26 protein-coding genes are annotated in these 24561 nt (G+C 61.1%); 5 read left to right on the forward strand and 21 right to left on the reverse strand.

Annotated elements, in window-relative coordinates:
* Positions 1 to 117: 117 nt before the first annotated feature.
* The 7 genes from C4J93_RS19710 to C4J93_RS19740 all read right to left on the reverse strand — a co-directional run bounded on the left by C4J93_RS19710 (position 118) and on the right by C4J93_RS19740 (position 6145).
* Positions 118 to 594, reverse strand: coding sequence for a translation initiation factor 2 (locus C4J93_RS19710; protein WP_124430273.1), 477 nt, complete (start codon positions 592 to 594; stop codon positions 118 to 120).
* Between the two features lie 94 nt (positions 595 to 688).
* Positions 689 to 2128: a PLP-dependent aminotransferase family protein gene (locus C4J93_RS19715; RefSeq protein WP_124363981.1), complete on the reverse strand. Its 1440-nt coding sequence runs from the start codon at positions 2126 to 2128 to the stop codon at positions 689 to 691.
* A gap of 269 nt (positions 2129 to 2397) precedes the next feature.
* On the reverse strand, positions 2398 to 3210 hold the full coding sequence (locus tag C4J93_RS19720) for an OmpA family protein (protein ID WP_124430274.1): 813 nt from the start codon (positions 3208 to 3210) through the stop codon (positions 2398 to 2400).
* Entirely contained in the window at positions 3207 to 3569 is a 363-nt protein-coding gene (locus C4J93_RS19725) for a DUF4398 domain-containing protein (RefSeq protein WP_124368000.1), read from the reverse strand. The genes C4J93_RS19720 and C4J93_RS19725 overlap by 4 nt, the downstream gene beginning before the upstream one ends.
* A 9-nt stretch (positions 3570 to 3578) precedes the next feature.
* Positions 3579 to 4391: an ABC transporter substrate-binding protein gene (locus C4J93_RS19730; RefSeq protein ID WP_124430275.1), complete on the reverse strand. Its 813-nt coding sequence runs from the start codon at positions 4389 to 4391 to the stop codon at positions 3579 to 3581.
* Positions 4392 to 4463: 72 nt separating this feature from the next.
* Positions 4464 to 5393: an electron transfer flavoprotein subunit alpha/FixB family protein gene (locus tag C4J93_RS19735; RefSeq protein ID WP_124371556.1), complete on the reverse strand. Its 930-nt coding sequence runs from the start codon at positions 5391 to 5393 to the stop codon at positions 4464 to 4466.
* A gap of 2 nt (positions 5394 to 5395) precedes the next feature.
* A complete protein-coding gene (locus tag C4J93_RS19740; protein WP_124368003.1) occupies positions 5396 to 6145 on the reverse strand; it encodes an electron transfer flavoprotein subunit beta/FixA family protein in 750 nt (249 codons plus the stop codon).
* A 505-nt stretch (positions 6146 to 6650) separates the two neighbouring features.
* On the opposite strand from C4J93_RS19740, the gene C4J93_RS19745 reads away from it, so the two are divergent.
* A complete protein-coding gene (locus C4J93_RS19745; RefSeq protein WP_124430276.1) occupies positions 6651 to 8315 on the forward strand; it encodes an electron transfer flavoprotein-ubiquinone oxidoreductase in 1665 nt (554 codons plus the stop codon).
* Between the two features lie 172 nt (positions 8316 to 8487).
* Here the strand turns inward: C4J93_RS19745 and C4J93_RS19750 are convergent, their stop codons facing one another.
* A complete protein-coding gene (locus C4J93_RS19750; protein WP_124430277.1) occupies positions 8488 to 9381 on the reverse strand; it encodes an AraC family transcriptional regulator in 894 nt (297 codons plus the stop codon).
* A gap of 182 nt (positions 9382 to 9563) precedes the next feature.
* Between C4J93_RS19750 and C4J93_RS19755 the strand changes: the two genes are divergently transcribed.
* Positions 9564 to 10616, forward strand: a complete 1053-nt coding sequence (locus tag C4J93_RS19755) for an NAD(P)-dependent alcohol dehydrogenase (protein ID WP_124430278.1) — start codon at positions 9564 to 9566, stop codon at positions 10614 to 10616.
* On the opposite strand, the gene C4J93_RS19760 is transcribed toward C4J93_RS19755, so the two are convergent.
* The 6 genes from C4J93_RS19760 to C4J93_RS19785 all read right to left on the reverse strand — a co-directional run bounded on the left by C4J93_RS19760 (position 10617) and on the right by C4J93_RS19785 (position 16550).
* Positions 10617 to 11363 carry an IclR family transcriptional regulator gene (locus C4J93_RS19760; RefSeq protein ID WP_124430279.1) on the reverse strand — a complete coding sequence of 249 codons (747 nt, stop codon included), beginning with the start codon at positions 11361 to 11363 and terminating at the stop codon, positions 10617 to 10619. It abuts the gene before it with no gap.
* Positions 11364 to 11604: 241 nt separating this feature from the next.
* Entirely contained in the window at positions 11605 to 12570 is a 966-nt protein-coding gene (gene araH / locus C4J93_RS19765) for an L-arabinose ABC transporter permease AraH (RefSeq protein WP_124363990.1), read from the reverse strand.
* Positions 12571 to 12589: 19 nt separating this feature from the next.
* Positions 12590 to 14095 carry an L-arabinose ABC transporter ATP-binding protein AraG gene (araG, locus tag C4J93_RS19770; RefSeq protein ID WP_124430280.1) on the reverse strand — a complete coding sequence of 502 codons (1506 nt, stop codon included), beginning with the start codon at positions 14093 to 14095 and terminating at the stop codon, positions 12590 to 12592.
* Positions 14086 to 15066 carry a substrate-binding domain-containing protein gene (locus tag C4J93_RS19775; protein WP_124405006.1) on the reverse strand — a complete coding sequence of 327 codons (981 nt, stop codon included), beginning with the start codon at positions 15064 to 15066 and terminating at the stop codon, positions 14086 to 14088. The genes araG and C4J93_RS19775 overlap by 10 nt, the downstream gene beginning before the upstream one ends.
* A 32-nt stretch (positions 15067 to 15098) precedes the next feature.
* A complete protein-coding gene (locus C4J93_RS19780) occupies positions 15099 to 15920 on the reverse strand; it encodes an SDR family oxidoreductase (RefSeq protein WP_124407938.1) in 822 nt (273 codons plus the stop codon).
* Between the two features lie 150 nt (positions 15921 to 16070).
* Positions 16071 to 16550, reverse strand: a complete 480-nt coding sequence (locus tag C4J93_RS19785; RefSeq protein ID WP_034128422.1) for a GNAT family N-acetyltransferase — start codon at positions 16548 to 16550, stop codon at positions 16071 to 16073.
* 191 nt (positions 16551 to 16741) lie between these two features.
* Here C4J93_RS19785 and C4J93_RS19790 point away from each other — a divergent pair, with 191 nt between their 5' ends.
* Genes C4J93_RS19790 through C4J93_RS19800 form a run of 3 tightly spaced genes read left to right on the forward strand, consistent with a single transcriptional unit; the run spans position 16742 to position 17836 of the window.
* A complete protein-coding gene (locus tag C4J93_RS19790; protein ID WP_124363994.1) occupies positions 16742 to 17092 on the forward strand; it encodes a hypothetical protein in 351 nt (116 codons plus the stop codon).
* Positions 17093 to 17143: 51 nt separating this feature from the next.
* Positions 17144 to 17410 carry a hypothetical protein gene (locus C4J93_RS19795; protein WP_124368013.1) on the forward strand — a complete coding sequence of 89 codons (267 nt, stop codon included), beginning with the start codon at positions 17144 to 17146 and terminating at the stop codon, positions 17408 to 17410.
* 48 nt (positions 17411 to 17458) lie between these two features.
* Positions 17459 to 17836, forward strand: coding sequence for a Rho termination factor N-terminal domain-containing protein (locus C4J93_RS19800; RefSeq protein WP_124430281.1), 378 nt, complete (start codon positions 17459 to 17461; stop codon positions 17834 to 17836).
* Between the two features lie 115 nt (positions 17837 to 17951).
* On the opposite strand, the gene C4J93_RS19805 is transcribed toward C4J93_RS19800, so the two are convergent.
* The 7 genes from C4J93_RS19805 to C4J93_RS19835 all read right to left on the reverse strand — a co-directional run bounded on the left by C4J93_RS19805 (position 17952) and on the right by C4J93_RS19835 (position 24433).
* Positions 17952 to 18869 (reverse strand): PfkB family carbohydrate kinase, encoded by a 918-nt coding sequence (locus C4J93_RS19805; protein ID WP_124430282.1) that lies wholly within the window; start codon positions 18867 to 18869, stop codon positions 17952 to 17954.
* Complete coding sequence (locus C4J93_RS19810) at positions 18862 to 20328, reverse strand: cytosine permease (protein WP_124430283.1); 1467 nt, start codon at positions 20326 to 20328, stop codon at positions 18862 to 18864. Before C4J93_RS19810 ends, C4J93_RS19805 begins: the two co-directional genes overlap by 8 nt.
* Before the next feature lie 51 nt (positions 20329 to 20379).
* Positions 20380 to 21381: an ADP-ribosylglycohydrolase family protein gene (locus C4J93_RS19815; protein WP_124430284.1), complete on the reverse strand. Its 1002-nt coding sequence runs from the start codon at positions 21379 to 21381 to the stop codon at positions 20380 to 20382.
* Positions 21378 to 22091 (reverse strand): GntR family transcriptional regulator, encoded by a 714-nt coding sequence (locus C4J93_RS19820; RefSeq protein WP_124430285.1) that lies wholly within the window; start codon positions 22089 to 22091, stop codon positions 21378 to 21380. The genes C4J93_RS19815 and C4J93_RS19820 overlap by 4 nt, the downstream gene beginning before the upstream one ends.
* A 70-nt stretch (positions 22092 to 22161) precedes the next feature.
* Positions 22162 to 22722, reverse strand: a complete 561-nt coding sequence (locus C4J93_RS19825) for a DUF1285 domain-containing protein (RefSeq protein WP_124407943.1) — start codon at positions 22720 to 22722, stop codon at positions 22162 to 22164.
* 16 nt (positions 22723 to 22738) lie between these two features.
* Positions 22739 to 23344, reverse strand: coding sequence for a DUF4823 domain-containing protein (locus tag C4J93_RS19830; RefSeq protein ID WP_124430286.1), 606 nt, complete (start codon positions 23342 to 23344; stop codon positions 22739 to 22741).
* Positions 23345 to 23464: 120 nt separating this feature from the next.
* Positions 23465 to 24433 carry a GTP 3',8-cyclase MoaA gene (locus C4J93_RS19835; RefSeq protein WP_124387802.1) on the reverse strand — a complete coding sequence of 323 codons (969 nt, stop codon included), beginning with the start codon at positions 24431 to 24433 and terminating at the stop codon, positions 23465 to 23467.
* Between the last annotated feature and the right edge of the window lie 128 nt (positions 24434 to 24561).

Consider the following 24561-nt stretch of genomic DNA (forward strand, 5'->3'; position numbering starts at 1 on the left):
GTACGCCCTTAAACAGCCGTTTTAAAATGGTCCAACAGGGGTTTTTCGTACAAAACTGAAGTGACCGACCAGTCTACGACCGGTGGTCAGTGGCGCGGCTCACGGATGATCGTGGGTTTATTGCTTGAATTCAAAATCCAGCGCGGCACCTTCCACGTCACGTCGTTCTTCGTTGCGCAACTGCAGCTTCATCTCGTTGCTGAGCAAGCGGCCGTTGATCTGGAACGCGCTGTTGTCGGACGGTTTTTCACTGAACATCGGCGGCAATAACGGCACGCTCTTGGGTTTGGGCATGGTGCCGATGGGTTGCAAAAGCCTGACCATGTCCGAGGGCAGGGACAGGTCCAACTGTGCCGGTGGCAGCTTGGTCTGGGCGACTTCGTGGGCAGACTTGGACTTGCTCGCAATCGGTGCGCGCTTCTTTACCTTGGCGGCTTTTTTCTTCGCCTGCGCTGCCGGCTTTTTCGCAGCGGTCTTTTGTTCGGTGCTTGCAGCAGGCTTGGTGTCTGTCACAGGCGCAGCCGCCAGCGCAGTGCCGACGTTGCAAAGACTTAACCAGCCAACCATCCACACAGCGCAAAAAATAGAGGTCATATCGCCAACAGCATTAACGGCAGAAGGCCATATGCTCGCTTGTTGTGCGTGGCATGACAAGCACGGAGATCAATCTTGTCCCCCTTTATGCCCCTCAAAGGCCCGCCGCCGTCTCCTGGCATAACTGACTGGCAAGCATCCCCAGGGTCATCAGCGCACGCTCTGCCTCGCGGTTCCACGGGGTGCCGCAATTGAGACGGATACAGTGGTTGAACTGTTCCGTATTACTGAAGATCAGCCCCGGCGCGATACTGATGCCCTGTTGCAGGGCACGCACATGCAGTTCCTGGGTATTGACCCGTCCCGGCAAACTGACCCACAAAATGAAGCCGCCGGTCGGACGGGTCATCTGGGTGCCTTCGGGGAAATATTGCTGCACCGCCAGCTGGAAAGCGCTGAGGTTCTTGCGGTATTCCTGGCGAATGTAACGCAGGTGCCGGTCGTAACCGCCGTTCTCCAGGTACGCCGCAACGCCCATCTGTGTGACGCTGCACGCGGAGTGGGTGCTGAACATCTGCAAACGCTGGATTTCCTGCTGGTACTTACCGGCGATCATCCAGCCGATGCGCACGCCGGGGGATAAGGTCTTGGAAAAACTCGAGCAATAGATGACCCGGTCAAGACGGTCATAGGCTTTCAAAGCCTTGGTGCGACCCAGTTCGAACATCAGCTCGCCGTAGATATCATCCTCGACAATTTGAATATCGAAATCCGAGGCCAGGCGCAGCAACTGTTTCTGCCGCTCTTCGGGCATCGTGCCGCCCAAGGGGTTGCTCAGGCGCGTGGTCAATACCAGCGCCTTGATCGACCACTGGTTGGCGGCCAGTTGCAGGGCCTCCAGGCTCATGCCGGTGGCCGGGTCGCTGGGAATCTCGATGACCTTGAGGCCGAGCAGGTCAGCCAGTTGCAGCAAGCCGTAGTAGGTCGGTGACTCAGCGGCGATCAGGTCGCCGGGGCGCGTCAGCACGCGCAGCGACATCTGCAACGCATCGACGCAGCCGTGGGTAATCACCACTTCGGACGGGTCCACCACCACGCCGGCATCGCGCATGCGAATTGCCACCTGGCGGCGCAGCGGTTCGAAACCGGGGCTGAACATGTAACTGAATGCACGCGGGCTCTGGAAGCGCGTGACCTTGGCCAACTGCTGGTGCAACGCCCGTACCGGCAGATAATCCACGCTCGGCACCGCCGCGCCCAACGGGAATACGCCTTCACGGCGCGACTCGACCAGCACTTGCTGGATGATGCTGCTGCGAGTGACCAACCCTGGGCGCTCAACCCGCGCAATGTCTGGGGTTGGCGCCGTGAGTGCCGGCGTCTGGTGCACGTAATAGCCCGACTGCGGCCGCGCCCGGATCAGCCCCTGGTCTTCCAGATTGGCGTAGGCCTGCAGCACCGTGGCATGGCTCACGTTGAGCTGAGAGCTCATCTTGCGCACCGAAGGCACACGCTCCCCCGGCTGATAAACACCACGCCGGATGTCCTCAGCCAGTTGCTGGGCGATACGTTGGTAGAGCAACAGATTGGTCATGACGCAGCACTCGATTTCACGGGTATTTTATTTTTGTGTGAAACATACCGGCACAGTTTAGAAGTGTACGGGGACAGTTGCCACAATAGTCGAGCGCGGGAAGGAGTGACAGAAAAAACTGTAGGGGTCGTGAATAGAATTTTCAGGTGTATACAGAAAAATGTGGGAGGGGGCTTGCTCCCGATAGCGGTGGTTCAGTCAACACTTCAGTGACTGACACTCTGCCATCGGGAGCAAGCCCCCTCCCACATTTTGAGTTGCGCCAGACTTCAGCGAGCGGCGCCGAGTTGGCCTTTTTCGTCGGAGAACACAATTTCCACGCGACGGTTCTGCGCGCGGCCACGTTCGGACGCATTGGCCTCCACGGGGTATTTGTCGCCATACCCTTCAACCTGAATGCGTTTTTCGTCGATGCCCAGGTCAATCAGCACATCCGCCACCGATTGCGCGCGGTCATGGGACAGGTTCAGGTTGTCGTGCTCGCCCCCGGTGTTGTCGGTGTAGCCCTCGATGCGCACCGTGCGCCTGGGGTTCAGTTGCAGGAACTGCACGATCTTCAACACCGTGCGGTTGGCCGAGTTCTGCAGCTCGGCTTCGCCGGTATCGAAGAGTACGTCGCCCAGGGTCATCACCAGGCCACGGTCGGTCTGGGTGGTCAGGCTGGCGATTTGCTGTTCGACCCACTTGCCCTGCTGCTGCACGCTGGCCAGCTTGCTCTCACGCAAGGCCAGTTGCAGGCGTTGGCGCTCCAACTCGAGTTTGGCCAGGCGCTCGGCGTTAAGTCCCTGCTCGGTGTGTTCATGGGCAATGGCACTGTAGCGTTGGCTCAGGTAGGCGTAATGCACCACGTCGGCGCCGCTGCCCCAGTAGCTGGACAGGCGATCGGCACGCGCCAGGGACTCACCGGCGCGGATTACATCCTTGGGCGCGAAACGCAATACATTGGCGTCTTCCTTGACCCGCTGAAAGTCACTGCTGGCCTGTTGCAGTGCCTGCTCGCCAGTGGGCTGGCTGGCGCAACCGCCCAACGCTACGCTGCTCAGCAGCAATACAGCGCTCAAACCACGCATCGTCGGGCTCATTGGGCTTCTCCCAGCTGCAACTGCTTGCGCAGGCGGGCGATGCGGGTGTTGACCACGTTCAATTGCTCCTGGCTCTTGCCGGTCAGCACCTTGGCCTCGGCCAGGCGCGCATCCAGCTCAGCCTGCTCGGCCCGCATGCGCGCGTGTTTGTAGGACTGGTCGGCCATGTCGGCCCTGGCTCTGGCAAATTTGTCTTCGGCTTGTTTCAGCTCGGTCGATTCATCGGCATTGGCGCCGACTGCGCTGGCTTGCTCCAGGGCTTGCTGGGTCAGGCGCATTTGTTCGGTCGGCGCAGGATCGGTGGCGCATCCCGCCAGAGCGACAACGGCAAAGGCCGCGAAAAGAGGTCGAAGAGTCACTGAAAATCCCTACTTTGTTGGGGTGCCGACGGCTTGTTGCAATTGCGCCTTCCAGCGCTCGAGATTGCGCTGCAACGCGGTTTCCGCCACACCGGACGCGGGCAATTCTGTCATCTTTTTGGCCAGCTGTCCGCGCAGCCACGGATCATTGCAGGCGGAATTGTGGGAAATCGCCAGGTACAGGCCGGGCTGGTCGATCGGTATGTCGCGCGCCACCAGGTCATCGTTCATACCCAGGCTCTGGGCCATGGCCATGCCGGAGTAGCGGCTGGCGAGCACATAGTCCACCTCCCCCAGCAACAGTTTCTGGAACGCCGGCGTCAGGCCTGGCAGACGCTGCAGGGTCAATTGCTGGCTGGCAACGGTTTCGAACCCGGCACTCAAGCGTGCGCGCTCCGATACGGCCCCTTTGTGGCCCTGCAAGTCGGCAGCGGTGCTATAGACCAAAGACGAGTCCTTGCGCGTCCAGACCAGGTAATCGATCTGCATCAAGGCCGGGTGTATGTAGTCGAGGGTTTGCAACTCGCCGAGGTTCAACGGCGCATCGGCGAGCATATCCATGCGTCCGCTGCGCACTTCATCCAGAGCCAGGGAGCGCTTGCCGCCGTAAAGCAGGTCGATTTTCAGGCCGAGGTCCGTGGCCACCTGTTGCAACACATCGGCGGTGGCGCCGATCAGGTGGGTCGGGTCCTGCGGGTCGCGCCACAGCAAGGGCGGTGCATCCGGGCTGCCGGTGATCACCAGGCGCTCGCATTTGCCGGCCGCCAGCGACAACGTCGGCAGCAGCGTAAGGCCCAGCAGGATCAAAGGACGCAATTGCATGGCGAGGTGCTCCCACACGTCAAAAAAAAACCCGGTCACAAGACCGGGCTCTTTATAAGTGAAGCGACTGGATTAGACCAGCTTCTCCAACTCGGGGATGGCTTCGAACAAGTCCGCCACCAGGCCGTAATCAGCCACCTGGAAGATCGGTGCTTCTTCGTCCTTGTTGATCGCAACGATCACCTTGGAGTCTTTCATACCGGCCAAATGCTGGATCGCGCCGGAGATACCGACAGCGATGTACAGCTGGGGTGCCACGATCTTGCCGGTCTGGCCGACCTGCATGTCGTTGGGTACGAAACCTGCGTCGACGGCCGCGCGCGAGGCGCCGACCGCTGCGCCCAGCTTGTCGGCCAGGGCATACAGGTGCTTGAAGTTGTCACCGTTCTGCATGCCACGACCGCCGGAAACGACGATCTTGGCAGCCGTCAGCTCTGGGCGATCCGACTTGGCCAGCTCTTCGCCGACAAAGCTGGAAGTGCCAGCGTCGTGGGCGGCGGCAACCGCTTCAACCGATGCCGAACCACCTTCAGCGGCAACCGGATCGAAACCGGTAGCACGTACGGTGATGACTTTGATCGCAGCGTTGGACTGTACGGTAGCGATGGCGTTACCGGCGTAGATCGGGCGCTTGAAAGTGTCGGCGCTTTCGACCGAGATGATCTCGGAGATCTGGTCAACGTCCAGCTGCGCGGCAACGCGTGGCAGGATATTTTTGCCGTTGGACGTGGCGGCGGCCAGGATGTGGCTGTAGCCAGCGCCCAGCTCTGCAACCAGAGGGGCAACGTTTTCCGGTAGCTGATGCGCGTAGGCGGCGTTGTCAGCGTTCAGGACTTTGCTCACACCGGCGATTTTCGCAGCGGCTTCAGCCACGGCGCCAGCGCCCTGACCTGCTACCAGTACGTGGATGTCGCCACCGATTTTAACGGCTGCGGCCACGGTGTTCAGGGTGGCCGGAGCCAGCACTTTGTTGTCGTGTTCTGCGATTACCAAGATAGTCATGGTTAGATTACCTTCGCTTCGTTTTTCAGTTTCTCGACCAGTTCAGCCACCGACTTGACCTTGATGCCCGCGCTGCGTGCAGCCGGTGCTTCAACCTTGATGGTCTTGTTGGTAGAGGCGGTGGAAACGCCCAAAGCGTCTGGAGTCAGCACTTCAAGAGGCTTCTTCTTGGCTTTCATGATGTTTGGCAGGGACGCATAGCGCGGCTCGTTCAAACGCAGGTCGGTGGTGACGATGGCCGGCAGGTTCAGGGAAACCGTCTGCGCGCCGCCGTCGATTTCACGGGTCACAGCAACCTTGTCGCCGCTCACTTCCACTTTGGAAGCGAAGGTGCCCTGGCCGTAACCGGTCAGTGCAGCCAGCATCTGGCCGGTCTGATTGTTGTCGCTGTCGATCGCTTGTTTGCCAAGGATCACCAGCTGAGGCTGTTCCTTGTCGACAACGGCCTTGAGCAACTTGGCCACGGCCAGGGAGGTCAGCTCTTCAGCGGACTCGACCAGGATGGCGCGGTCGGCGCCCAGTGCCAGGGCGGTACGCAACTGTTCCTGGGCAGTGGTCGGGCCGATGGAAACCACGACGATCTCGGTCGCCACGCCTTTCTCTTTCAGGCGTACGGCTTCTTCCACGGCGATTTCACAGAATGGGTTCATCGACATCTTGACGTTAGCCAGGTCGACGCCGGAATTGTCCGCCTTGACGCGAACTTTCACGTTGTAATCGACAACGCGTTTGACAGCTACAAGAACCTTCATGGATTCCTCGTTACTCTCCGGTGAAAAGAAAGTCGCCTAGGCAAGCCTGGCGGTTGATGCTCATCGGCACACAAGGGCACCTCCAAAAACGTCAGCGGATGACTCGGCGATGGGAAAAATGATGACCGTTCGTCAGGGGTGACTGAGAAGTCATTCTTTATCGCAGTGTGTAAACTGCGCGCCAGCATATGGCGCGCGTCACCTGTCTTGCTTTTGGACGTGCTCTTGAAACCTGCAGTCTGCCTACGGTAAGCGCAAAACCGACCGTATATTGACCGGAACGCCTATTCTGGTCAATACGGCAAAATGGTCAGTCATAAGCCGCGTTGCTTTGATTTACCTAGGCTGCGGGCAATTCAAACAAACGTTTGTATTGGACGCTGACAGTGGTGTAGATATAATGCGCCACCTAGAGAGAAAGGTGGGTCTTGCCGTTGCTGCAGGGCCGTACCGAACCTCCACCCATTAGAAAAAAGCCTGTTGAGCCTTGAGTAGGAGATAGCCTGTGGAACGCGAATACATGGAATTCGACGTGGTCATCGTCGGCGCTGGCCCGGCTGGCCTGTCCGCCGCCTGCCGACTGAAGCAGAAGGCCGCCGAAGCCGGTAAGGAAATCAGCGTCTGCGTGGTCGAGAAAGGCTCCGAAGTGGGTGCACACATCCTCTCTGGCGCGGTCTTCGAACCGCGCGCGCTGAACGAACTCTTCCCGGACTGGAAAGCCCTCGGCGCGCCGCTCAACACCCCCGTGGTGCGTGACGACATCTATGTACTGCGCAGCAACGAGACCTCCACCAAGGTTCCGGACTTCTTTGTGCCCAAGACCATGCACAACGAAGGCAACTACATCATCTCCCTGGGCAACCTGTGCCGCTGGCTCGCCCAGCAGGCCGAGAACCTGGGCGTGGAAATCTACCCGGGCTTTGCCGCCCAGGAAGCGCTGTTCGATGAAAACGGCGTGGTGCGTGGCATCATCACCGGCGACCTCGGCGTCGACCGCGAAGGCAAGCCCAAGGAAGGCCTGTACACGCCGGGCATGGAATTGCGCGGCAAGTACACGCTGTTCGCCGAAGGCTGCCGTGGGCATATCGGCAAGCAACTGATCCAGCGTTTCAACCTGGACAGCGACGCCAACGCCCAGCATTACGGCATCGGTCTCAAGGAAATCTGGGACATCGACCCGGCCAAACATCAGCCAGGCCTGGTGGTGCACACCGCCGGTTGGCCGCTGGATATCATGGGTAACGAGAACACCGGTGGCTCGTTCCTTTATCACCTGGAAAACAACCAGGTGGTGGTCGGCCTGATCGTCGACCTGTCCTACAGCAACACCTTCCTGTCGCCGTTCGATGAATTCCAGCGCCTCAAGCATCATCCGGTGCTGGCCCAATACCTGGAAGGCGGCAAGCGCGTCAGCTACGGCGCCCGCGCTATCGCCAAAGGCGGCCTGAATTCGCTGCCGAAGATGATCTTCAAAGGCGGCGCGCTGATCGGCTGCGACCTCGGCACCCTGAACTTCGCCAAGATCAAAGGCAGCCACACTGCGATGAAGTCCGGCATGCTCGCCGCCGACGCCGTGGCCGACCGCCTGTTTGCCGAATCCGAAGGCGGTGATGAACTGACCGCGTATGTCGACAGCTTCAAAGCCAGCTGGCTGTACGAAGAATTGTTCGCCAGCCGCAACTTCGGCCCGGCCGTGCACAAGTTCGGCGCCATCGTCGGCGGCGGGTTCAACTGGCTCGACCAGAATATTTTTGGCGGCAAGCTCCCTTTCACGCTGCACGATACCAAGCCGGACTACGCCTGCCTCAAGCTGGCCAAAGACAGCCAGAAGATCGACTACCCCAAACCCGACGGCAAGCTGAGCTTCGACAAGCTGAGCTCGGTATTCATCTCCGGTACCAACCATGAAGAAGAACAGCCGTGCCACCTGAAACTCAAGGACCCGAGCATCCCGATCGGCACCAACCTGCCGCTCTACGATGAACCGGCGCAGCGCTACTGCCCGGCCGGCGTGTATGAAGTCGTGACTAAAGAAGACGGCGAGAAACGCTTCCAGATCAACGCCCAGAACTGCGTGCACTGCAAGACCTGTGACATCAAGGACCCTTCGCAGAACATCACCTGGGTGACACCGGAAGGTGCGGGCGGGCCGACTTACCCGAATATGTAAGCCAAAACGAGGCTCCCCCAAGTGGGAGCCTTTTTTATGGCCGACATCAATTAAAAATGTGGGAGGGGGCTTGCTCCCGATGGCGGTGGGTCAGTCACAAATTGGCTGACTGATGCACCGCTATCGGGGGCAAGCCCCCTCCCACATTTGGATCCCGTTGAGCCAGGGAGAATCAGGCAGCGCGCTCTTCGCCGGGGTTGCGCAGGAAGTAGCGTTTGTACTCGCGACTGAACTGCGAGGTGCTCTGATAACCCACGCTGTGCGCCGCCTGCGCCACACCCATGCCGTCGACCAGCAACAACTGCTGTGCCTTCAGCAGCCGCAGGCGCTTGAGATACTGCACCGGCGACAACAGCGTGCAGCGCTTGAAGTGTTCGTGAAAGGTCGATGCGCTCATGTGCGCATAACCGGCCAGCGTCTCGATGTTCAGCGGCTCGGCGTAATGGGCATGCAGGTGATTCAATGACGTGGCGATGCGCGAAAACTGCCCCTGTTGTTCCACCAGCGCACGCAACACATCGGCCTGGGGCCCGCGCAAGGCGGTGAACAATAATTCGCGTACCCGCGCCGGGCCCATGATCCGGCTTTCCAGCGGATCGTGCAGGCACTGCAACAGCCGTTCGACGCACCCGCGCATGGCGTCATCGAGCACCACCGAACTCATCGACTCCAACGTCTGTGCCGCCGGCGGTGGCCCGGCCTGCATGCCCATGGCCATCACCAACTCACCCAACACCACCCGATCGATACCCACTGTGACGCCCAACAGCGGCGCGCCGGACGCCATGGCGAAGGTCTCGCATTCGAACGGCACGGGCATCGCCTGGATCAGGTAATGCCCGGCGCCATATTCCAGGGTACGCGGGCCCAGGTAGGCGACCTTGCTGCCTTGGGCCACGAACATCAGGCTCGGCTCGTAGATCTGCGGCCCGCGCGCCACATCGCAACTGGCGCGCAGCACTTGCACGCCAGGCAGATGGGTTGGGGAAAAACCGTCGCGGGACGCGAGCCCCTCAATCAAGGAAACCAGCGTGGCGTTGGCGTCGACGTGGCGGGTCAGCAGCATGGCAAAAAACTTCGCGAAAAAGGGATGAGAACATCATCGCAGGTCTGGCTGCGGATGCATCCAAACACTGGGCACTCCCGGACGAATAGGCATGAGACTCGGAGCAATCGCCATGGCCGCTGATTCGGTCGGCAGGGAGAATGGCCCGCCTCACTGTTCATTGCTTTTTGCGAGGTTTCTCCATGTACACCGCCATCGGTTACGCCGCCCAGTCGGCCACTACTCCCCTCGCCCCCATGTCGTTCGAGCGCCGCAGCCCGCGTGCCGATGACGTGGCTATCGAGATTCTCTACTGCGGCGTGTGCCACTCCGATATCCACCAGGCGCGCAACGAATGGGGCATTGCCGTTTACCCATTGATGCCCGGCCACGAGATCGTCGGCAAAGTCACCGCCGTCGGCGCCAGTGTTACCGCGCACAAGGTCGGTGATCTGGTCGGCGTGGGTTGCATGGTCGACTCATGCCGCCACTGCGAAGCCTGCCAATCGGACCTCGAGCAATACTGCCTCGAAGGCCCGACCATGACCTACGCCACCCCGGACCGCGTGGACGGCAGCAACACCATGGGCGGTTACTCCGACAGCATCGTGGTCAGCGAGCACTTCGTGGTGAAGATCCCGGCCAAGCTCGACCTGGCCAGCGCTGCGCCGATTCTCTGCGCGGGCATCACCACGTACTCGCCGCTCAAGCACTACGGCGTCAAAGCCGGCGATAAGGTCGGGATCCTCGGCATGGGCGGCCTGGGCCATATGGGCATCAAGTTCGCCAAGGCCATGGGCGCCGAAGTGACACTGTTCACACGCTCGGCGAGCAAAGCCGAAGAAGGCCGTCGCCAAGGCGCCGACCATGTGATCGTGTCCACCGATGCCGAGCAGATGAAAGCCGCCGCCGGGCATTTCGACTTCCTGCTCGACACCATCCCGGTGCAGCATGACCTGAACCCCTACCTCGATGTACTGCGCTTTGACGGCGTGCATATCCTGGTCGGCTTGATCGAGCCGGTAGACCCGCCCATCAATGCCGCCAAACTGGTATTGGGCCGCAAAGTGCTGGCCGGCTCGCTGATCGGCGGCATTGCCGAAACCCAGGAAGTCCTGGATTTCTGCGCCGAGCATGGGATCACCTGCGACATCGAGATGCTCGACATCCGCCAGATCAACGAGGCTTACACGCGGATGATCGCCGGTGATGTGAAGTATCGCTTCGTCATTGACATGGCGACCCTGAAGGCCTGATCAGGCCTTCGCGCCCAGTTCCGCCGAGAGCCGAGCCGCGACCTGTTTGATCACAGGGATCAGCTCGGCCATTTTCTCCAGCGGCATGTAGGGCACGGTACTGGCGATGCTGATGCCGGCGACGATTCGCCGGCTGGCATCGCGCACCGGTGCCGCGACGCAACGAATCGACGGTTCGTTGTCTTCCAGATCGAACGCATAACCGCCCACCACGTATTCATGCATGCGCTGCTCGAACTGCGCCCAGGATTGCTCGGGGTGCTGCGGCCACTGCAGGTTCTTGCCCCCCGCCGGCAAGCTGACGTGGTACAGGCGCTGCCACTCTTCCACGCCGTCATCCAACATCAACGCTTTGCCGATGCCGGTGCGTGCCAGTGGCATGCGATGGCCCACCCGCGAGCGCATTTCCGGTCCGTTACGGCCGGGGTTCTTGTGCAGGTAGAGCACCTCGTCGTATTCGCGAATCGCCAGGTGGATGGTGTCGCCGGTGAGGGCTGACAACTCGTCGAGGTAAGGCACCGCTAGGTTGACCAAGGGCAGTTCTTCGCGGGCCTGAAAGCCCAACTCGATCAGCTTCGGCCCCAGCAGGTAACCGACCTGCGGCACCACGCGCAAGTAACGCTCCTCCACCAGGCAACTGGCCAGGCGGTGCGTGGTACTGCGGGTGGTGCCGATGCGCCGGGCGATCTCCTTGAGATCCCGCGCGCCCGCCGCCACCGCTTGCACCACGCCCAGTCCGCGCAGCAGGGTCTGGGTGCCGGTGGGGGCGGTGTCTTTGACGGGGGTGTGGGGGTTTCCAGCATATCGGGCCTTTTGGGAAGTACGAAAACGGCGTCATTATGGCAAAAGCTGCCTCTGGATACAGAGGAGATCAAATGTGGGAGGGGGCTTGCCCCCGATGGCGGTCTGTCAGTAACAGATGGGCAAACTGGCACACCGCTATCGGGGGCAAGCCCCCTCCCACATTTAGTCCTCATCCGACTTTTAATCAGCGTTGCTTCATGCGGTCGATGATCACCGCCAGCAACAGGATCGAACCCCGAATCACGTACTGGTAAAACGTGTCGATGTTTTTCAGGTTCATCGCGTTCTCGATGATCGCCAGAATCAACACCCCGGCAATCACATGGCGGATCATGCCAATACCGCCGCTCAGCGACACCCCGCCCAGCACGCACGCCGATATCACCGTCAGCTCAAAGCCCTGCCCGATCATCGGCTGGCCCGAGGTCATGCGCGAGGCCAGGATCACCCCGGCCAGGGCGCCGATCAGACCGTGCACGGCAAAAATGATGATCTTGGTACGGTCAACGTTGACCCCGGCCAGCAGCGCCGCTTCCTGGTTGCCGCCAATCGCCATGGTGTTGCGCCCATAGGTGGTGTAGTTGAGCAGCCAGCCAAAGAACACGAAGCACAACACGGTAATGATGATCGGCACCGGCACGCCCATCAGTTGGCCGTTGCCGAACACGAAAAAGCGCTCGTCCATCACCCCCACCGCCTTGCCGTTGGAGAAGATGTAGGCCAGGCCGCGCACAATCTGCATGGTCGCCAGGGTGGTGATCAGCGCGTTGATGCGCAGCTTGGCGATGACAATGCCGTTGATCAGCCCCACCAGCAGGCCCATGGCCAAAGCCGCTGACACGCCGAGTACTACGCTGTCGGTATCTCGGATCACAATCCCCGCCACCACGCCGGCGCAGGCGATCACCGAGCCCACCGACAAGTCGAAGTGCCCCGACGCCAGGCAGAACAGCATGGTGCACGCGGCGATGCCCACGGTCGAAATCGCCAGGCCCAGCCCGCGCATGTTCAGCGGCGACAGGAAGTTGTCGATAAACAGCGCGCTGAGCACGAAAATGCCCAGCGCCGCCAATAGCATCACCCAGTCATCCAGGAATTTGCGCTGGTTGAAACCCGGCCAGAAGCCCTTTGCAGTTTTTACCTCAGACATACCCGTACCCTCGTATTCTTCAAGCCCGCGTACGCGGGAGTGCCAGTTGCAACAGCCGTGCTTCATCCGCTTGTTCGCGGGGTAGCTCGCCGGTGAGGGTGCCTTCGCTCATCACCAGGATGCGGTCGGAAATGCCCATTACTTCCATCAGGTCGCTGGACACCACGATCACCGCAATGCCCTGCGCCGCGAGGTTGTGAATGATCTGATAGATCTCCGACTTGGCGCCGATGTCGATACCGCGCGTGGGCTCGTCCAGCAGCAGCACTTTCATCGGCATCGACAACCAGCGGCCAAGAATGGCCTTTTGTTGGTTGCCGCCGGACAGGTACATGACTTTCTGCTCGGCGTTAGGCGTTTTCACCTTGAGCGCCTTGATCTGCGTATCGGCGTTGCCCTTCTCCCAGTGATCGCGCAACAGCCAGCCAAATGCCGCGTGGGCGCCACGGGCACTGATGTTGATATTTTCCGCGACACTAGCGAGGGGAATGATGCCCTCCTTTTTGCGGTCCTCGGGGCACAACAGCACACCACCAGCGATGGCATCGCCCGGGGAGCGCAGGTGCAGGTTTTCTCCGCAGAGTTCCAGCTGCCCCGCCGTCTTGCGTTCAAGGCCGCTGAGCAGGCGCAGCAGCTCGGTACGCCCTGCGCCGACCAAGCCAAACAGGCCGAGAATCTCGCCCTTGTGCACCTGGAAACTCACCGGTTCACGCAAGCCCAGCCCGAGCAGGCCGTCGACCTTGAGCGCGACGTCGCCCTGCTGCCGCGGCCGGTAGTCGTAGATGTCCTGGATATCGCGGCCGACCATGCAGGTCACCAACTGGTCGTGGGTCAATGTGCCCATGTCGTCGAAGGTGCGCACAAAGCGGCCATCCTTGAATACCGTCACCGCGTCGCAGATGCGGAACACTTCTTCCATGCGGTGCGATACGTAGAGCACCACTTTGCCTTCATCGCGCAAGCGCGTGATGATCGCCATCAACCGATCGATTTCGCGGGCAGACAAACTGCTGGTCGGCTCGTCGAAGGCGATCACATGGGCGCCACGGGACAGCGCTTTGGCGATTTCCACCAGCTGGCGCTGGCCCAGGGACAGGCGACCCAGCTTCTCCTGGGGGTCGATTTCATCGGCCAGGCCCTTGAGGCACGCCAGCGCCTGCTGGCGCAGCAAACCACCGTTGACCACACCAAAGCGCGACGGCATATGCCCGAGGAAGAGGTTTTCGGCCACGGTCATTTCCGGCACCAGGTGCAGCTCTTGGTGGATCACCGCGACGCCGCTGGCAATGCTGTCGGCGGCGCTCCTGAACGCCATGGTCTGCTCGCCGATCTGCAGCGTGCCACTGCTGGGGATATAGGCGCCGCCGAGGATCTTCAGCAGCGTCGACTTGCCCGCGCCGTTCTCGCCCATCAGCGCATGCACCGAGTGCGGCCGCGCTTCAAAGCTGATCTGCGCCAGGGCTTTCACACCGGGAAACTCCTTGCCGATGCTGTTGAAACGCAAGGCCGCGCCGGTCATTTCCATAGGCCGATTTTGGTCAGTTCTTCCTGGAAGTTGGCGCGGGTGATCAAGGTCACTTCGTCCATGGCGGTGTATTTAGCCGGTTCCTTGCCGGTGGTGACCCACTCGTACATCGCCAACGCGGTGTTGTAGCCCTCGATATGCGGGCTGGGCAGCATCGAACCGAAGAAGCCGCTGTCGGCTTTCTTCAATTCGCCGATGGCGTCGGTGCCATTGATGCCGATGCCGATCACATTAGCCGCCGCGAAGCCGGCGCTTTCGGTAGCACGTACGCCGCCCAGCACGGTGTTGTCGTTCATGCCGCCGATGATCAGGTTTTTCGCGCCGCTGGGCAGCTTGACCAGCGCCGAGTTGGTGGCGTCCATGCTGCCTGGCACGTCGAGGGTTTTCAGCGCGGCGGTGAGGATATGGTCCTTGGGAATGCCGGCTTCTTCCAGGGATTTGATCGAGCCGTCGGTGCGTTTCTTGCCGGTGTCGAGTTCGTTATAGGTGTTGATCACCGCGTAGGTGTCCTTCCAGTCCCAACCGCGTTTTTTCGCTTCGGCAGCCATGGCGGCGCCCTGCTTCTGGCCCACTTCAAACGCGGCCATGCCCAGGTACGGCACGTCCTCCATGAAGTTGCCCTTGGCATCGACGAAGCGGTCGTCCACGGCCATTACTTTCAAGCCGTTGACCTTGGCCTTGGCGACAATCGCCGGGCCCAGGGACACATCCGGCGGGCAGATCACGAAGCCCTTGGCGCCGTTGGCGGCCAGGCTGTCGATGGCCGAAAGGGTTTTCTCACCGTCGGGCACGGCGATCTTGATCACAGTGAAACCGTGCTCCTTGCCGGCTTTTTCGGCGAAGGCCCATTCAGTCTGGAACCAGGGTTCTTCGGCCTGTTTGACCAAAAAACCGATCTTCACTTCCTCAGCGGATACGAACCCACTGAACGCCATCGCAAGCGCCACAGCGCCGAGTGTTTTCTTGAACATGGACCACCTCATTGTTGTTATTGGAAAACGCTTTAGTCGTGGTACATCACCGACCGCCCGCCATCGATCATCAGGCAGGTGGCATTGATAAAGGGCGCCTCGTCGGTCGCCAGAAACAGCGCGGTCATCGCCACCTCGATGGGCTGGCCGATGCGCTTGGGCGGGTGCAGGTCGAACGCACGCTGACGCTCCGCAGAGGGGTCAGGGAACCCGTTCCAGTAGTCGACGTTGAGCTGGGTTTCGATATAGCCCGGCGCAATGGCATTCACGCGAATACCCTTGGGCGCGTATTCGATGCCAAGGGCGCGGGTAAGGCCGAGCAGGCCGTGCTTGGCGACAGGGTAGGGAAAGCAGCCGGGAATGATGTGGCTGGAATGGGTGGAAGCAATATTGATGATGTTGCCGATGCCCTGCTCGATCATGTGCGGCAGCACCGAGCGGCAACCGTACCAGGCGCCGTCAAGGTCAATGGCGAAGCAGCGGCGCCAGTCCTCGTCGGTCATTTCCAGCGGGTCGCGAAACACATTGACCCCGGCGCAGTTGACCAGCACGTCCACGCGGCCGAAGCGCTCGATGGCCACATTGACCAGCGTCTGCCATTGCTCTTTGGAGGTGATATCGACGGCCTGCGCGACAATCTCGGCGCCACGCTCGCGCCAATGGGCCGCGACTTTTTCGACTTTGTCCGCCTGGATATCCGCGATCACCAACCGCGCCTGCTGCGCCTGGAAGCAGGCGACGATTGCCTCGCCAATGCCTTGTGCGGCGCCGGTGATGATCACCACCTTGTGCTTGAGGCGCTCGCCGTAAGTCGGCTCGGGCACGGCGGGTAAGGACAACGGTTGTGCCTGCATCGCTTCACCTGTTTTATTTTTGGCAGTGAGTGCTGATGCAGGCGACTATAAACCCAGACCTTAAATTATCTCAATATATAAATTTACGTCCCACAATGTGAGTAAACGCATTAAAAAACCGGCCATGAACGGCCGGCTCCGGGGCACCTGTCAGCCTTGGGCGAAATCCCTCAGCGCATCGCCTTCCATGCGATAGCGCACCCATTCTTCCTGGGGCTGCGCGCCAATGGATTTGTAGAAGGCAATCGCCGGCTCGTTCCAGTCCAGCACGCTCCATTCGAAGCGGCCACAGCCGTTGTCGCAGGCGATCTTGGCGAGGTGGCGCAGCAACTTCTTGCCCGCCCCGCCGCCACGTTGTTCGGGGTTGATATAAAGGTCTTCCAGGTACAGACAGTTGCTGCCCAGCCAAGTGGAATAACTGAAAAAGAACACCGCAAAGCCAATCGGCAAGCCGTCGCGCAAGCAGATCAGGCCGTGGGCGGTGGCGCCCTCGCTGAACAGGCTGCGCTCTATATCCACCACGCTGGCGATCACTTCGTGCCGGGCTTTTTCATACTCGGCCAGTTCCGTGATGAAGGTCAGGATCTGCGCAGCATCGCTGGGTACGGCGGGGCGAATCTCGATGGTCATGGGTGCGCCTTGGGCAAGTTCAAAGCCCACATACTAAGACGCTTTGATGACCGATTGCAGCGCATTTTCCATGTGGTGGGCACACAAAATCTTACAGGTCACGCAAGACCGTTCGTCGCCATCAAGGCACGAACCGCAAATAGGGGCTGACCAATACAGGGTAAGGACATCAATCATATGGAGACACCCTCATGAAAAATTCCAAATTGGCTGCCCTCGCTCTCACCGGCCTGTTGTCTGCAGCGTCGCTGAGCGCCATTGCCGCGACTTCGTCCACCGGTACGACGGACCCGGTCGGCTCCCCACCAAGCCCTGCCACCCAGGAATCCCAGGATTCCATGGGCACAGGCCTGGACACCAATGGCGGCGCGATCATCGACAACACCAACGGCGCCGACCCTCGCACCCAGGGTCACGATACCCAGCGTCAGGCACCTGCCGCCGTCGGCAACGGCAAAATGGGCCCCTCGGTCAATGAGCCGAAGATCAATAAAGGCGACGACTCGAATCTGCCGGGCGCACCGAAGCAACCAGCGCCTTGATAGATCCACGGCAAGACGGACACCCGATCATTTCCCAGTGAAGAGGTACACATGAACGTCGATACAAACCTTGAAAAAGAAGTCCTCACCCGCCTGCTGCATGCCCATCCGCAAGGCTTGGGCAAGGAGGTGCTGGACAACTACCGCGGCGAAAAAGAAGTCGCCAGTGTCTTGGCGCACTTGCAGGACCGCGGGCTGATCAGGGATGGGCATGTGACCACCGACGACGCCGGTGAATATTCGTTGAACCTGCCGATCAAGTTGACCGCGTCGGGTGTAGAAGAAGCGCGCAAGCTCGAAGAACCATCCGTTCAGTGATTCATTTCTGGTCTGGCCCCGCGGTTGGGGCCAGAAGGAGTTTCAGCGATGCCTCGTGGAAGCAAAGCCAAATACACCACCGAACAGAAACGCAAGGCCGCTCATATCGAAGACAGTTATGAGCACAAGGGACTGTCCAAGGAAGAAGCCGAAGCCCGTGCCTGGGCCACCGTCAACAAGCAGTCTGGCGGCGGTGAAAAGGCTGGATCCGGCAAGCGCAAGGCACCGGCGAAGAAGGCCCAGGATCGCCAGGATTCGGCGAAGCGCGCGGCATCCAGCCGTGAGGGGCAGCCTCGCAGCAGCCGAGCGTCGCTGGGCACGCAAACCAAGGAAAGCCTGATGAAAGAAGCGCGGGCCAAGGATATTCCTGGGCGTTCTACCATGCGTAAGGATGAGTTGATCGAAGCGCTGAAAAAAGCCGGTTGAACGCAGATTCAAATGTGAGAGGGGGCTTGCCCCCGATAGCGGTGTATCAGTCAGTTCATCTATAACTGACCCACTGCCATCGGGAGCAAGCCCCCTCCCACATTTTGATGTGTGTTTATTCAGAAACTAATGCGTCGACTTCGGCGGTGCCTGGGGAAGTCGCCGGCCCCCAGCGCATCACCGCCAACGCCGCTGCCGCATTCGCTCGACGGGCCGCCTCAACCGGTTTCAAGCCCTTAGCCAACCCCGCAATAAAGACCCCCGCATGCGCATCCCCTGCACCATTGCTATCCACTGCCTGCACCCTGAAACCCGGCACATGCTTGATATCGCCCACCTGCCCCACCCAGCAACCATTCGGCCCATCGCGCACCACCAACAGCGCCTCGACCGGCAGGTGTCGACTCAACTCGGGCAATGCGGCGGCGATATCCCTGGCCCCGGTGAATGCCAGGGCTTCAGGGCCGTTGCTGGTCCAGATATCGATACGCGGCAACAACGCGCGCATCAAGGCCGAGTCCGGCGCCTTGACCAGCGGGCCCGGATCGAACACCACCATCACCTTGCGCGGCAGCGCCAGCAACCAGTCGACCAGCGGCTGCGCCTTGCCTTCAAGCAGCAGGCTGTAACCACTGACATACACGTAATCGTCGGCACGCGGGACGATGCCGGCGAGGTCTTCGGCACTGAGTTCACCCTCGGCACCGAGATGGGAAATGAACGTGCGCTCGGTGGTGGCCTCGGTCAGGGCCACGCACAAACCCGTGTCCTTGCCGCTGCTCGCCGGCAGTGCCATCTCGATCCCTTCGGCCTGCATCGCAGCGCGGGCCAGGTCACCAAACCGACCGCTGCCGTGCCGCCCCAGGTAAACCACCGGCAGGCCATTGCGCCGCGCCGCAGCCATGACGTTAAAGCCGCCACCGGCTTCGAAACTGGCAGAACTGGCCAGCACGTCGCCACCGCTCGCCGGTAACCTATCCAGGGCCATGACCAGGTCGACGATGACCTGCCCGGTGTGCAGCAATCTAGACATTAGGGCTCTCAACTAACGCCGCACGCCGATCGGCCGCGCCGCCCAATACTGCGTACACCCCGCCGGCTACCAGAAAGGTGACGACCCAGCCGAGGCCGTTATGGCCGAGCCAGGAGTCGGACAGCGGCCCGGCAAACCAGATGTTGTCGGCGGTGGTGCCGATGGTGGTGAAGCTGAACCCGAGCACGATGGCCAACGCCCACGCGCCAAACGCGCGCCACTCCACACCGCCGCGATACCAGTAGGCGCTGCTCGGGCTGACATCCAGCAAATCCGTGGGGCTGTAGTAGTGACGGTGAATCAGGTCGACCACGAAAATCCCCACCCAGGCGGTGATCGGCACTGCCAGCAACGAGATGAAGGTAATGAACGGGCCGTAGAAGCTGTCGGCGATCAGCATGAAATAAATGGAGCCGGCAAAAATCGCCACGATGTCGACGATCACCGCATGCACACGCTTGACCTTCAAGCCCAGGGTCAGGGTGGTAAGGCCGGCGGAATACACCGACAGGTTATTCGACAACAGCAGCCCGCCGAACGCGGTGATCAAGTAAGGCACCGCCATCCAGGTCGGCAGCATGTCGCGGATCGCAATGATCGGGTCCGTGGCCGACGCCAGGTCGGTGTTACCCACCGACAGCAGGCCACCAAGGGTGATCAGTAACACCAGCGGAATGCCCGCGCCGAACGCGGCGGAGGCCACCAGGCGCACCGCCTTTACGCTGCGATGCTGGTAACGCGACATGTCGGCACCGGCGTTGGCCCAGCCGATACCGGTGCCGGCCGCCATGGTGCCGACGCCGATGATCATGGCGCTCAGCGGCGCCGGGGTGGCGTTGAACACCGCGCTCCAATCGATGGTGGCGCAGAGGAAGCCGCCCACCAGGATATTCAAGGCGCCGAACACGTAGGTCGCCCATTTCTGGATCACCAGCAAGGTGGCATGGCCCAGGCCGGAAACGGCCAGGGTCAGCAGCACGAAGAGGCCGATGAAGATCAGGGTAAGCAACGGCGCGCTTTTCGCTTCCACCGGGGAACCGAACAGGATCGAGCACAGCGACAGCAACACAAAGGCGGCCGTGGTGGTGTTGACCGTTTCCCAGCCCAGGCGCGACATCAGCGACACCAGGGTCGGCCCGATATTGCCGCGTACGCCGAAGATGGCGCGGGACAAGGTCAGGCTGGGCGCACGGCCACGACGACCGGCGATGGAAATGATGCCCACCACTGCAAAAGAACCGGCAGCGCCGAGGACCGCGACGATGATCGCCTGCCAGATGGCCAGGCCACGAAACGCCACCAGCGTGGCGCCGAGCGGCAAGCCGAGGATGCTGATATTGGCCGCGAACCATACCCAGAACAGCTGCAGCGGATGCCCGTTGCACTCGCCTTCCGGGACCGGTTCGATGCCGCGCGTTTCCAATTGCCCGGCGCCTTGACCGGAAGAAGGGCTGCTCATGTGGGGGCTCCTGATGCTTTATTGTTGTGGTTGTGGCAACGCGTCAATGACTCAACGCAACGCGAGCAGACTTTGCACCAGCGGTTGCAGGTCCAGGCCATTCACGCGTTTGACCTGCTCGACCATCGCGTGCGGCCAGCACTGCATGCCCAGACAGGCACCGAGCATGGCGCCGAGGATTGCGGCGATGGTGTCGGTGTCGCCCCCCAGGCTCGCGGCCAGGCACAGCGCCTCGAAGGCGTTCATGTCACCCGACGCCACTTGCTGCGCGAGGGCGAATGACACCACCACCGATTCCTGGGAGGCGACGGAGGTGCCGATCAATTCATAGAGCAAGTCGGCGAACAGCGCGTTGTCGCCGCTGCCGACGCTCAGGGTGCGCGCCCAGCTGATGCGGGTGGAGATGCGCCCGCCGGCCATCCAGTGGCCGTGGTGTTCGGCCTGCTGCGCAACCTGAGTGCCGATGTTGAGCGCTTCGCCCAGGTCGACGCCGTTGATGCCGGCCGAGACCACCGCCGCGACCGCTGCCGCGCTGGCAATGCCCAGGCTGGTGTTATGGGTGACCTGGCAGGCCTGGATCACCGCCTGGATGAACCGCGCCGGGTCACTGACATCGGCGGCGATGCCGACCGGCGTGATGCGCATGGCCGCGCCATTGGTGGTGCCGTAGCGCCCGGATTCTTCCGGAGTGTGCCCGGCGAGAATCATGTCGATCGCACGCTTGGTGGACGGCCCGAGCAAATCCTGGGAGCCCTTGGCGCGCATGGCCGCTTCCCAGTCGATCAGGCGTCGGGCGAGCACGCTGGGTTCGATGGTGCCGTGGCCTTCCACCAACAACTCACCGACCAGGATCGCCTGTTCGGTGTCATCGGTGATGGAACCGGCGGGCATGTTCGGCGCGATGGGTTGATCGGGGCCAGCGTCTTGCAGGGCGGTGATCGCACCGAAACGCTGCCGGACCTGCTCACGGCTCAAGGATTGGGTGGGCATGCCCAGCGCATCGCCCAGGGCCAGGCCATAGAAAGCGCCAAGCGCGCGAATTTCAGCAGTCATTTGGAAGCCCCGAATTGCAGGTGCAAACGAAAGTGCAGCGGGTCGAGCAAGCTTTCAACATGCTCCATGAAACGCTCGCGACGGTCATAGGTTGTGCGCGAGGCCTTGAGAAATACCGTGCCGGCCGGGCGCCCGAGCAACAGCGCGTCGTCATCGCTCAGGGCCTCGGCGCCAAGCCATTGGTCGCCTGCAGCGCCTACATAGCCATAGGCTGCCAGGGTGATGGTCAGGGAATTGTCGATCAGGCCGATGCGGGGCAGGCTTTCCAGGTCACCGGTGGCAGGCATCAGCGAGCGTTCCAGGGACACCGCCGTACCGTCGGCCGTGCGTCGCAGGCGGTCGAGGGCAATGAAGTGTTCGCCGCCGAAACGGCTGGCCAAGTCAGGGCGCGTCACCGCTTCGAAGCGCAACACCTCAGTGCTCACCTGCGCGCCGGTATCCGCCAGGGCCTGGGCCCATCCGTGGCGTTGGTCGAGCCCCATGCCGTCAAACGTGACGATGGAGCCGACACCGCTTTGGGTGGCGATGTAGTTGCGACGCTTGAGCTCAGCCAGTGCTTCGCGCAGCGTGCCACGACTGACCGCAAACTCTTCGGCCAATTGATGCTCACCGGGCAACAGGAAACCGTCAGCGATCACCCCACCCTCGATACGGCGGATGAGTTCGTCAACGACGCGTTTTTTCTTATCGAATCGAACATGTCTAATCATGTACAAATTGATACCCGAAAGCCGACCTTCCCAGCAAGCGAATTATTGCAGGACAGTCAGAAAACCGGCCTCAGGGCTCCAGGCCAATCGGGTAAAACTCCCCGTTGCTCCAGACGCCAAGCCAGTTTTGACCATTGATCGGACGGCTCACGGCCAGCTCGACCAATTGGTAGAACGCGTTGCGGTGCACCAGGGCCTCGAGGTTGCTGCGCACCCGCAGGTAAGGCGCCGGTTCCTCGGTGAGCGGATCGATCACCACACGCAGCGGGTGTTCAGGGCCGGCGTCGATCTGTTCGTCGACATTGGTGGTAAACGTAAGCACCTGGCTCTCGCCCTGCCCTTGCACCTCGAGCGTGACGGCGACGAAGGGCGCGTCATCGACGCGGATGCCGACCTTCTCCACGGGCGTCACCAGGAAATAATCATCGCCATCGCGGCGGATGATGTTGGAGAACAACTTGACCATGGGTTTGCGCCCGATAGGCGTGCCCTGATAGAACCAGGTGCCATCACGGGCGATGCGCATGTCGATATGGCCGCAGAAATCCGGGTTCCACAGATGCACCGGCGCCGGCCCTTTACCTTTGGGCAGTTGCGCCAACAGGTCGTTGGCCTTGGCGGTATCGGTCATGGGGGTCTCCTCAGGCTTACTGATCACTCATGCCCAGCAAGTTCCGGGCGTACTGGGCCAGGGGTCGGGCGATCAGATCTTGTGGCGAGTTGTCGTGGAACGTCAGTAAACCGCCACGACTGCGAATACGTGCAGTATCAATCAAATACTGGGTACTGGTCTCGATCAACATGATCTGGATCACGCCGCTGTCCAGGCCAAGGCGGTCCAGCGCTTGCTGGTCGGTCCACTCATCGGCGTTGCCGATACGGTCGTCGGCTGCCGCAAAACGGCAATACAGCAAGTAGTGAGCCCCCGCCCCGCGCGCTTCGGCCATGGCCTGCTCAAGGCCTTCAGGCTGACGGGCGCGACGCACCATGGGGAAATATTCGACGAAGCCGTTGAAGGCTTCTTCGGCTACCACGTTCGGTCGCGGATACGCGCTACCGGGCGGGACGAAAGCGCCCTGGGCGATAAAGATAAAGGAGTCCGGCTGCACACGGACCGAGGCGGTGCGGCGCGTATCGCTGTGGTCGAGCAAGCCGGCGTCGCTCATCTGATAGCGGGTGCCTTCGGCCATATCGCTGACGGTCATGCAACCACTCAGCGCCAACGACGCCAGCAACAAAACCAGACTACGCATCCTATTCCTCCAGAAGCCGGTGACGGAAAACCGGCGAATGGGCGTGAGATGCAGAATCTGCGCCAGCTTGAATCAAATGTGGGAGGGGGATGTGCGCTGACTGACTGGCATTCGAGCAAATCAGCCGCCAATGATCTTCATCACCGTCGCGCCGCCCGAGAACGCTACTTCCTGCTTGTCGCCCAGGGCCTTCATCAACAGCCCCTGCAACGCCGGCAATGCCTGGTGGCGCGGCTTGTCCAGCAGGTCGCCGACGTAGTGACGGTTGCTCGACGACAGGCAGCCGTGCAACCAGCCCGTGGAGGACAGACGCAAGCGCGAGCAGGTACGGCAGAACGGCACGCTTTCATTGGCGATCACGCCAAAGAAGCCCTTGCCCGGCACTTCATAGCGCACGGCCGTGGCGTCGACGGGCGCATTGGCTTGCAGGTATTCGTGGTGTTCGCCGATCAGGCTGAGCAATTGTTGCAGGCTGACGAATTGCTGCAGGAACGCGTTGGAGTCCTTCGCCAAGTGCCCCATGCGCATCAACTCGATAAAGCGCAGCTCGTAGCCCCGCTCCAGGCAGTAATCGAGCAAGGGCATTACCTGGTCCAGGTTCTGGCCACGCAAGGGCACCATATTGACCTTGATCTTGATCCCGGCCGCGCGGGCCTGGTCCATACCGTCGAGCACCGTGGCCAGGTCGCCACCGCGGGCGATACTGCGGAAAGCGTCGGCGTCCAGAGTGTCGAGGGAAACGTTGATGCGCCGGATGCCCGCGTCCACCAGCAGCGGCAGCTTGCGCGCCAGCAACTGGCCGTTGGTGGTCAGGCTGATATCGCTGAGCCCCATCTGCCCCACGGCGCCCATGAAGGCTTCCAGCTTGGGGCTCACCAGCGGCTCACCACCGGTAATGCGCAGGCGATCAATGCCGGCCGCTTCGATCAGGTAAGCCACGCCTCGCGCCATCGCCTGGGCCGAGAGTTCGTCCTGCGCAGCCACCAGCCGCTTGCCGTTGGGCACGCAGTAGGTACATGCGTAATTGCAGGCTGAGGTCAGGCTGATCCGCAAATTGCGAAACCGCCTGCCTTGACGATCAACGATCATGAACCACTCCGGCAGAGGATATTTCGGGCGTGCTAAAAGCTGACTTATAAATCAGCTTTTAGCAAGATCCTTGCCTGAGTATATTCCTAGGGTACTGCGCCTGGCAGTAAATCATTGAGCCATCAGCG

Origin of the sequence: Pseudomonas sp. R2-37-08W (assembly GCF_003851705.1) — a bacterium.
Taxonomy (GTDB): Bacteria; Pseudomonadota; Gammaproteobacteria; order Pseudomonadales; family Pseudomonadaceae; genus Aquipseudomonas.

What these genes read in the sequence shown, in the direction of transcription:
- C4J93_RS19815 (WP_124430284.1), bottom strand. Translation starts at nt 21,381, where the DNA reads ATGACTGCTGAAATTCGCGCGCTTGGCGCTTTCTATGGCCTGGCCCTG.
- C4J93_RS19805 (WP_124430282.1), bottom strand. Translation starts at nt 18,869, where the DNA reads ATGTCTAGATTGCTGCACACCGGGCAGGTCATCGTCGACCTGGTCATG.
- C4J93_RS19730 (WP_124430275.1), bottom strand. Translation starts at nt 4,391, where the DNA reads ATGCAATTGCGTCCTTTGATCCTGCTGGGCCTTACGCTGCTGCCGACG.
- C4J93_RS19825 (WP_124407943.1), bottom strand. Translation starts at nt 22,722, where the DNA reads ATGACCGATACCGCCAAGGCCAACGACCTGTTGGCGCAACTGCCCAAA.
- C4J93_RS19795 (WP_124368013.1), top strand. Translation starts at nt 17,144, where the DNA reads ATGAACGTCGATACAAACCTTGAAAAAGAAGTCCTCACCCGCCTGCTG.
- C4J93_RS19740 (WP_124368003.1), bottom strand. Translation starts at nt 6,145, where the DNA reads ATGAAGGTTCTTGTAGCTGTCAAACGCGTTGTCGATTACAACGTGAAA.
- C4J93_RS19830 (WP_124430286.1), bottom strand. Translation starts at nt 23,344, where the DNA reads ATGCGTAGTCTGGTTTTGTTGCTGGCGTCGTTGGCGCTGAGTGGTTGC.
- C4J93_RS19810 (WP_124430283.1), bottom strand. Translation starts at nt 20,328, where the DNA reads ATGAGCAGCCCTTCTTCCGGTCAAGGCGCCGGGCAATTGGAAACGCGC.
- C4J93_RS19790 (WP_124363994.1), top strand. Translation starts at nt 16,742, where the DNA reads ATGAAAAATTCCAAATTGGCTGCCCTCGCTCTCACCGGCCTGTTGTCT.
- araH (WP_124363990.1), bottom strand. Translation starts at nt 12,570, where the DNA reads ATGTCTGAGGTAAAAACTGCAAAGGGCTTCTGGCCGGGTTTCAACCAG.
- C4J93_RS19835 (WP_124387802.1), bottom strand. Translation starts at nt 24,433, where the DNA reads ATGATCGTTGATCGTCAAGGCAGGCGGTTTCGCAATTTGCGGATCAGC.
- C4J93_RS19755 (WP_124430278.1), top strand. Translation starts at nt 9,564, where the DNA reads ATGTACACCGCCATCGGTTACGCCGCCCAGTCGGCCACTACTCCCCTC.
- C4J93_RS19775 (WP_124405006.1), bottom strand. Translation starts at nt 15,066, where the DNA reads ATGTTCAAGAAAACACTCGGCGCTGTGGCGCTTGCGATGGCGTTCAGT.
- C4J93_RS19735 (WP_124371556.1), bottom strand. Translation starts at nt 5,393, where the DNA reads ATGACTATCTTGGTAATCGCAGAACACGACAACAAAGTGCTGGCTCCG.
- C4J93_RS19800 (WP_124430281.1), top strand. Translation starts at nt 17,459, where the DNA reads ATGCCTCGTGGAAGCAAAGCCAAATACACCACCGAACAGAAACGCAAG.
- C4J93_RS19710 (WP_124430273.1), bottom strand. Translation starts at nt 594, where the DNA reads ATGACCTCTATTTTTTGCGCTGTGTGGATGGTTGGCTGGTTAAGTCTT.
- C4J93_RS19720 (WP_124430274.1), bottom strand. Translation starts at nt 3,210, where the DNA reads ATGAGCCCGACGATGCGTGGTTTGAGCGCTGTATTGCTGCTGAGCAGC.
- C4J93_RS19820 (WP_124430285.1), bottom strand. Translation starts at nt 22,091, where the DNA reads ATGATTAGACATGTTCGATTCGATAAGAAAAAACGCGTCGTTGACGAA.
- C4J93_RS19780 (WP_124407938.1), bottom strand. Translation starts at nt 15,920, where the DNA reads ATGCAGGCACAACCGTTGTCCTTACCCGCCGTGCCCGAGCCGACTTAC.
- C4J93_RS19785 (WP_034128422.1), bottom strand. Translation starts at nt 16,550, where the DNA reads ATGACCATCGAGATTCGCCCCGCCGTACCCAGCGATGCTGCGCAGATC.
- C4J93_RS19750 (WP_124430277.1), bottom strand. Translation starts at nt 9,381, where the DNA reads ATGCTGCTGACCCGCCACGTCGACGCCAACGCCACGCTGGTTTCCTTG.
- araG (WP_124430280.1), bottom strand. Translation starts at nt 14,095, where the DNA reads ATGGAAATGACCGGCGCGGCCTTGCGTTTCAACAGCATCGGCAAGGAG.
- C4J93_RS19715 (WP_124363981.1), bottom strand. Translation starts at nt 2,128, where the DNA reads ATGACCAATCTGTTGCTCTACCAACGTATCGCCCAGCAACTGGCTGAG.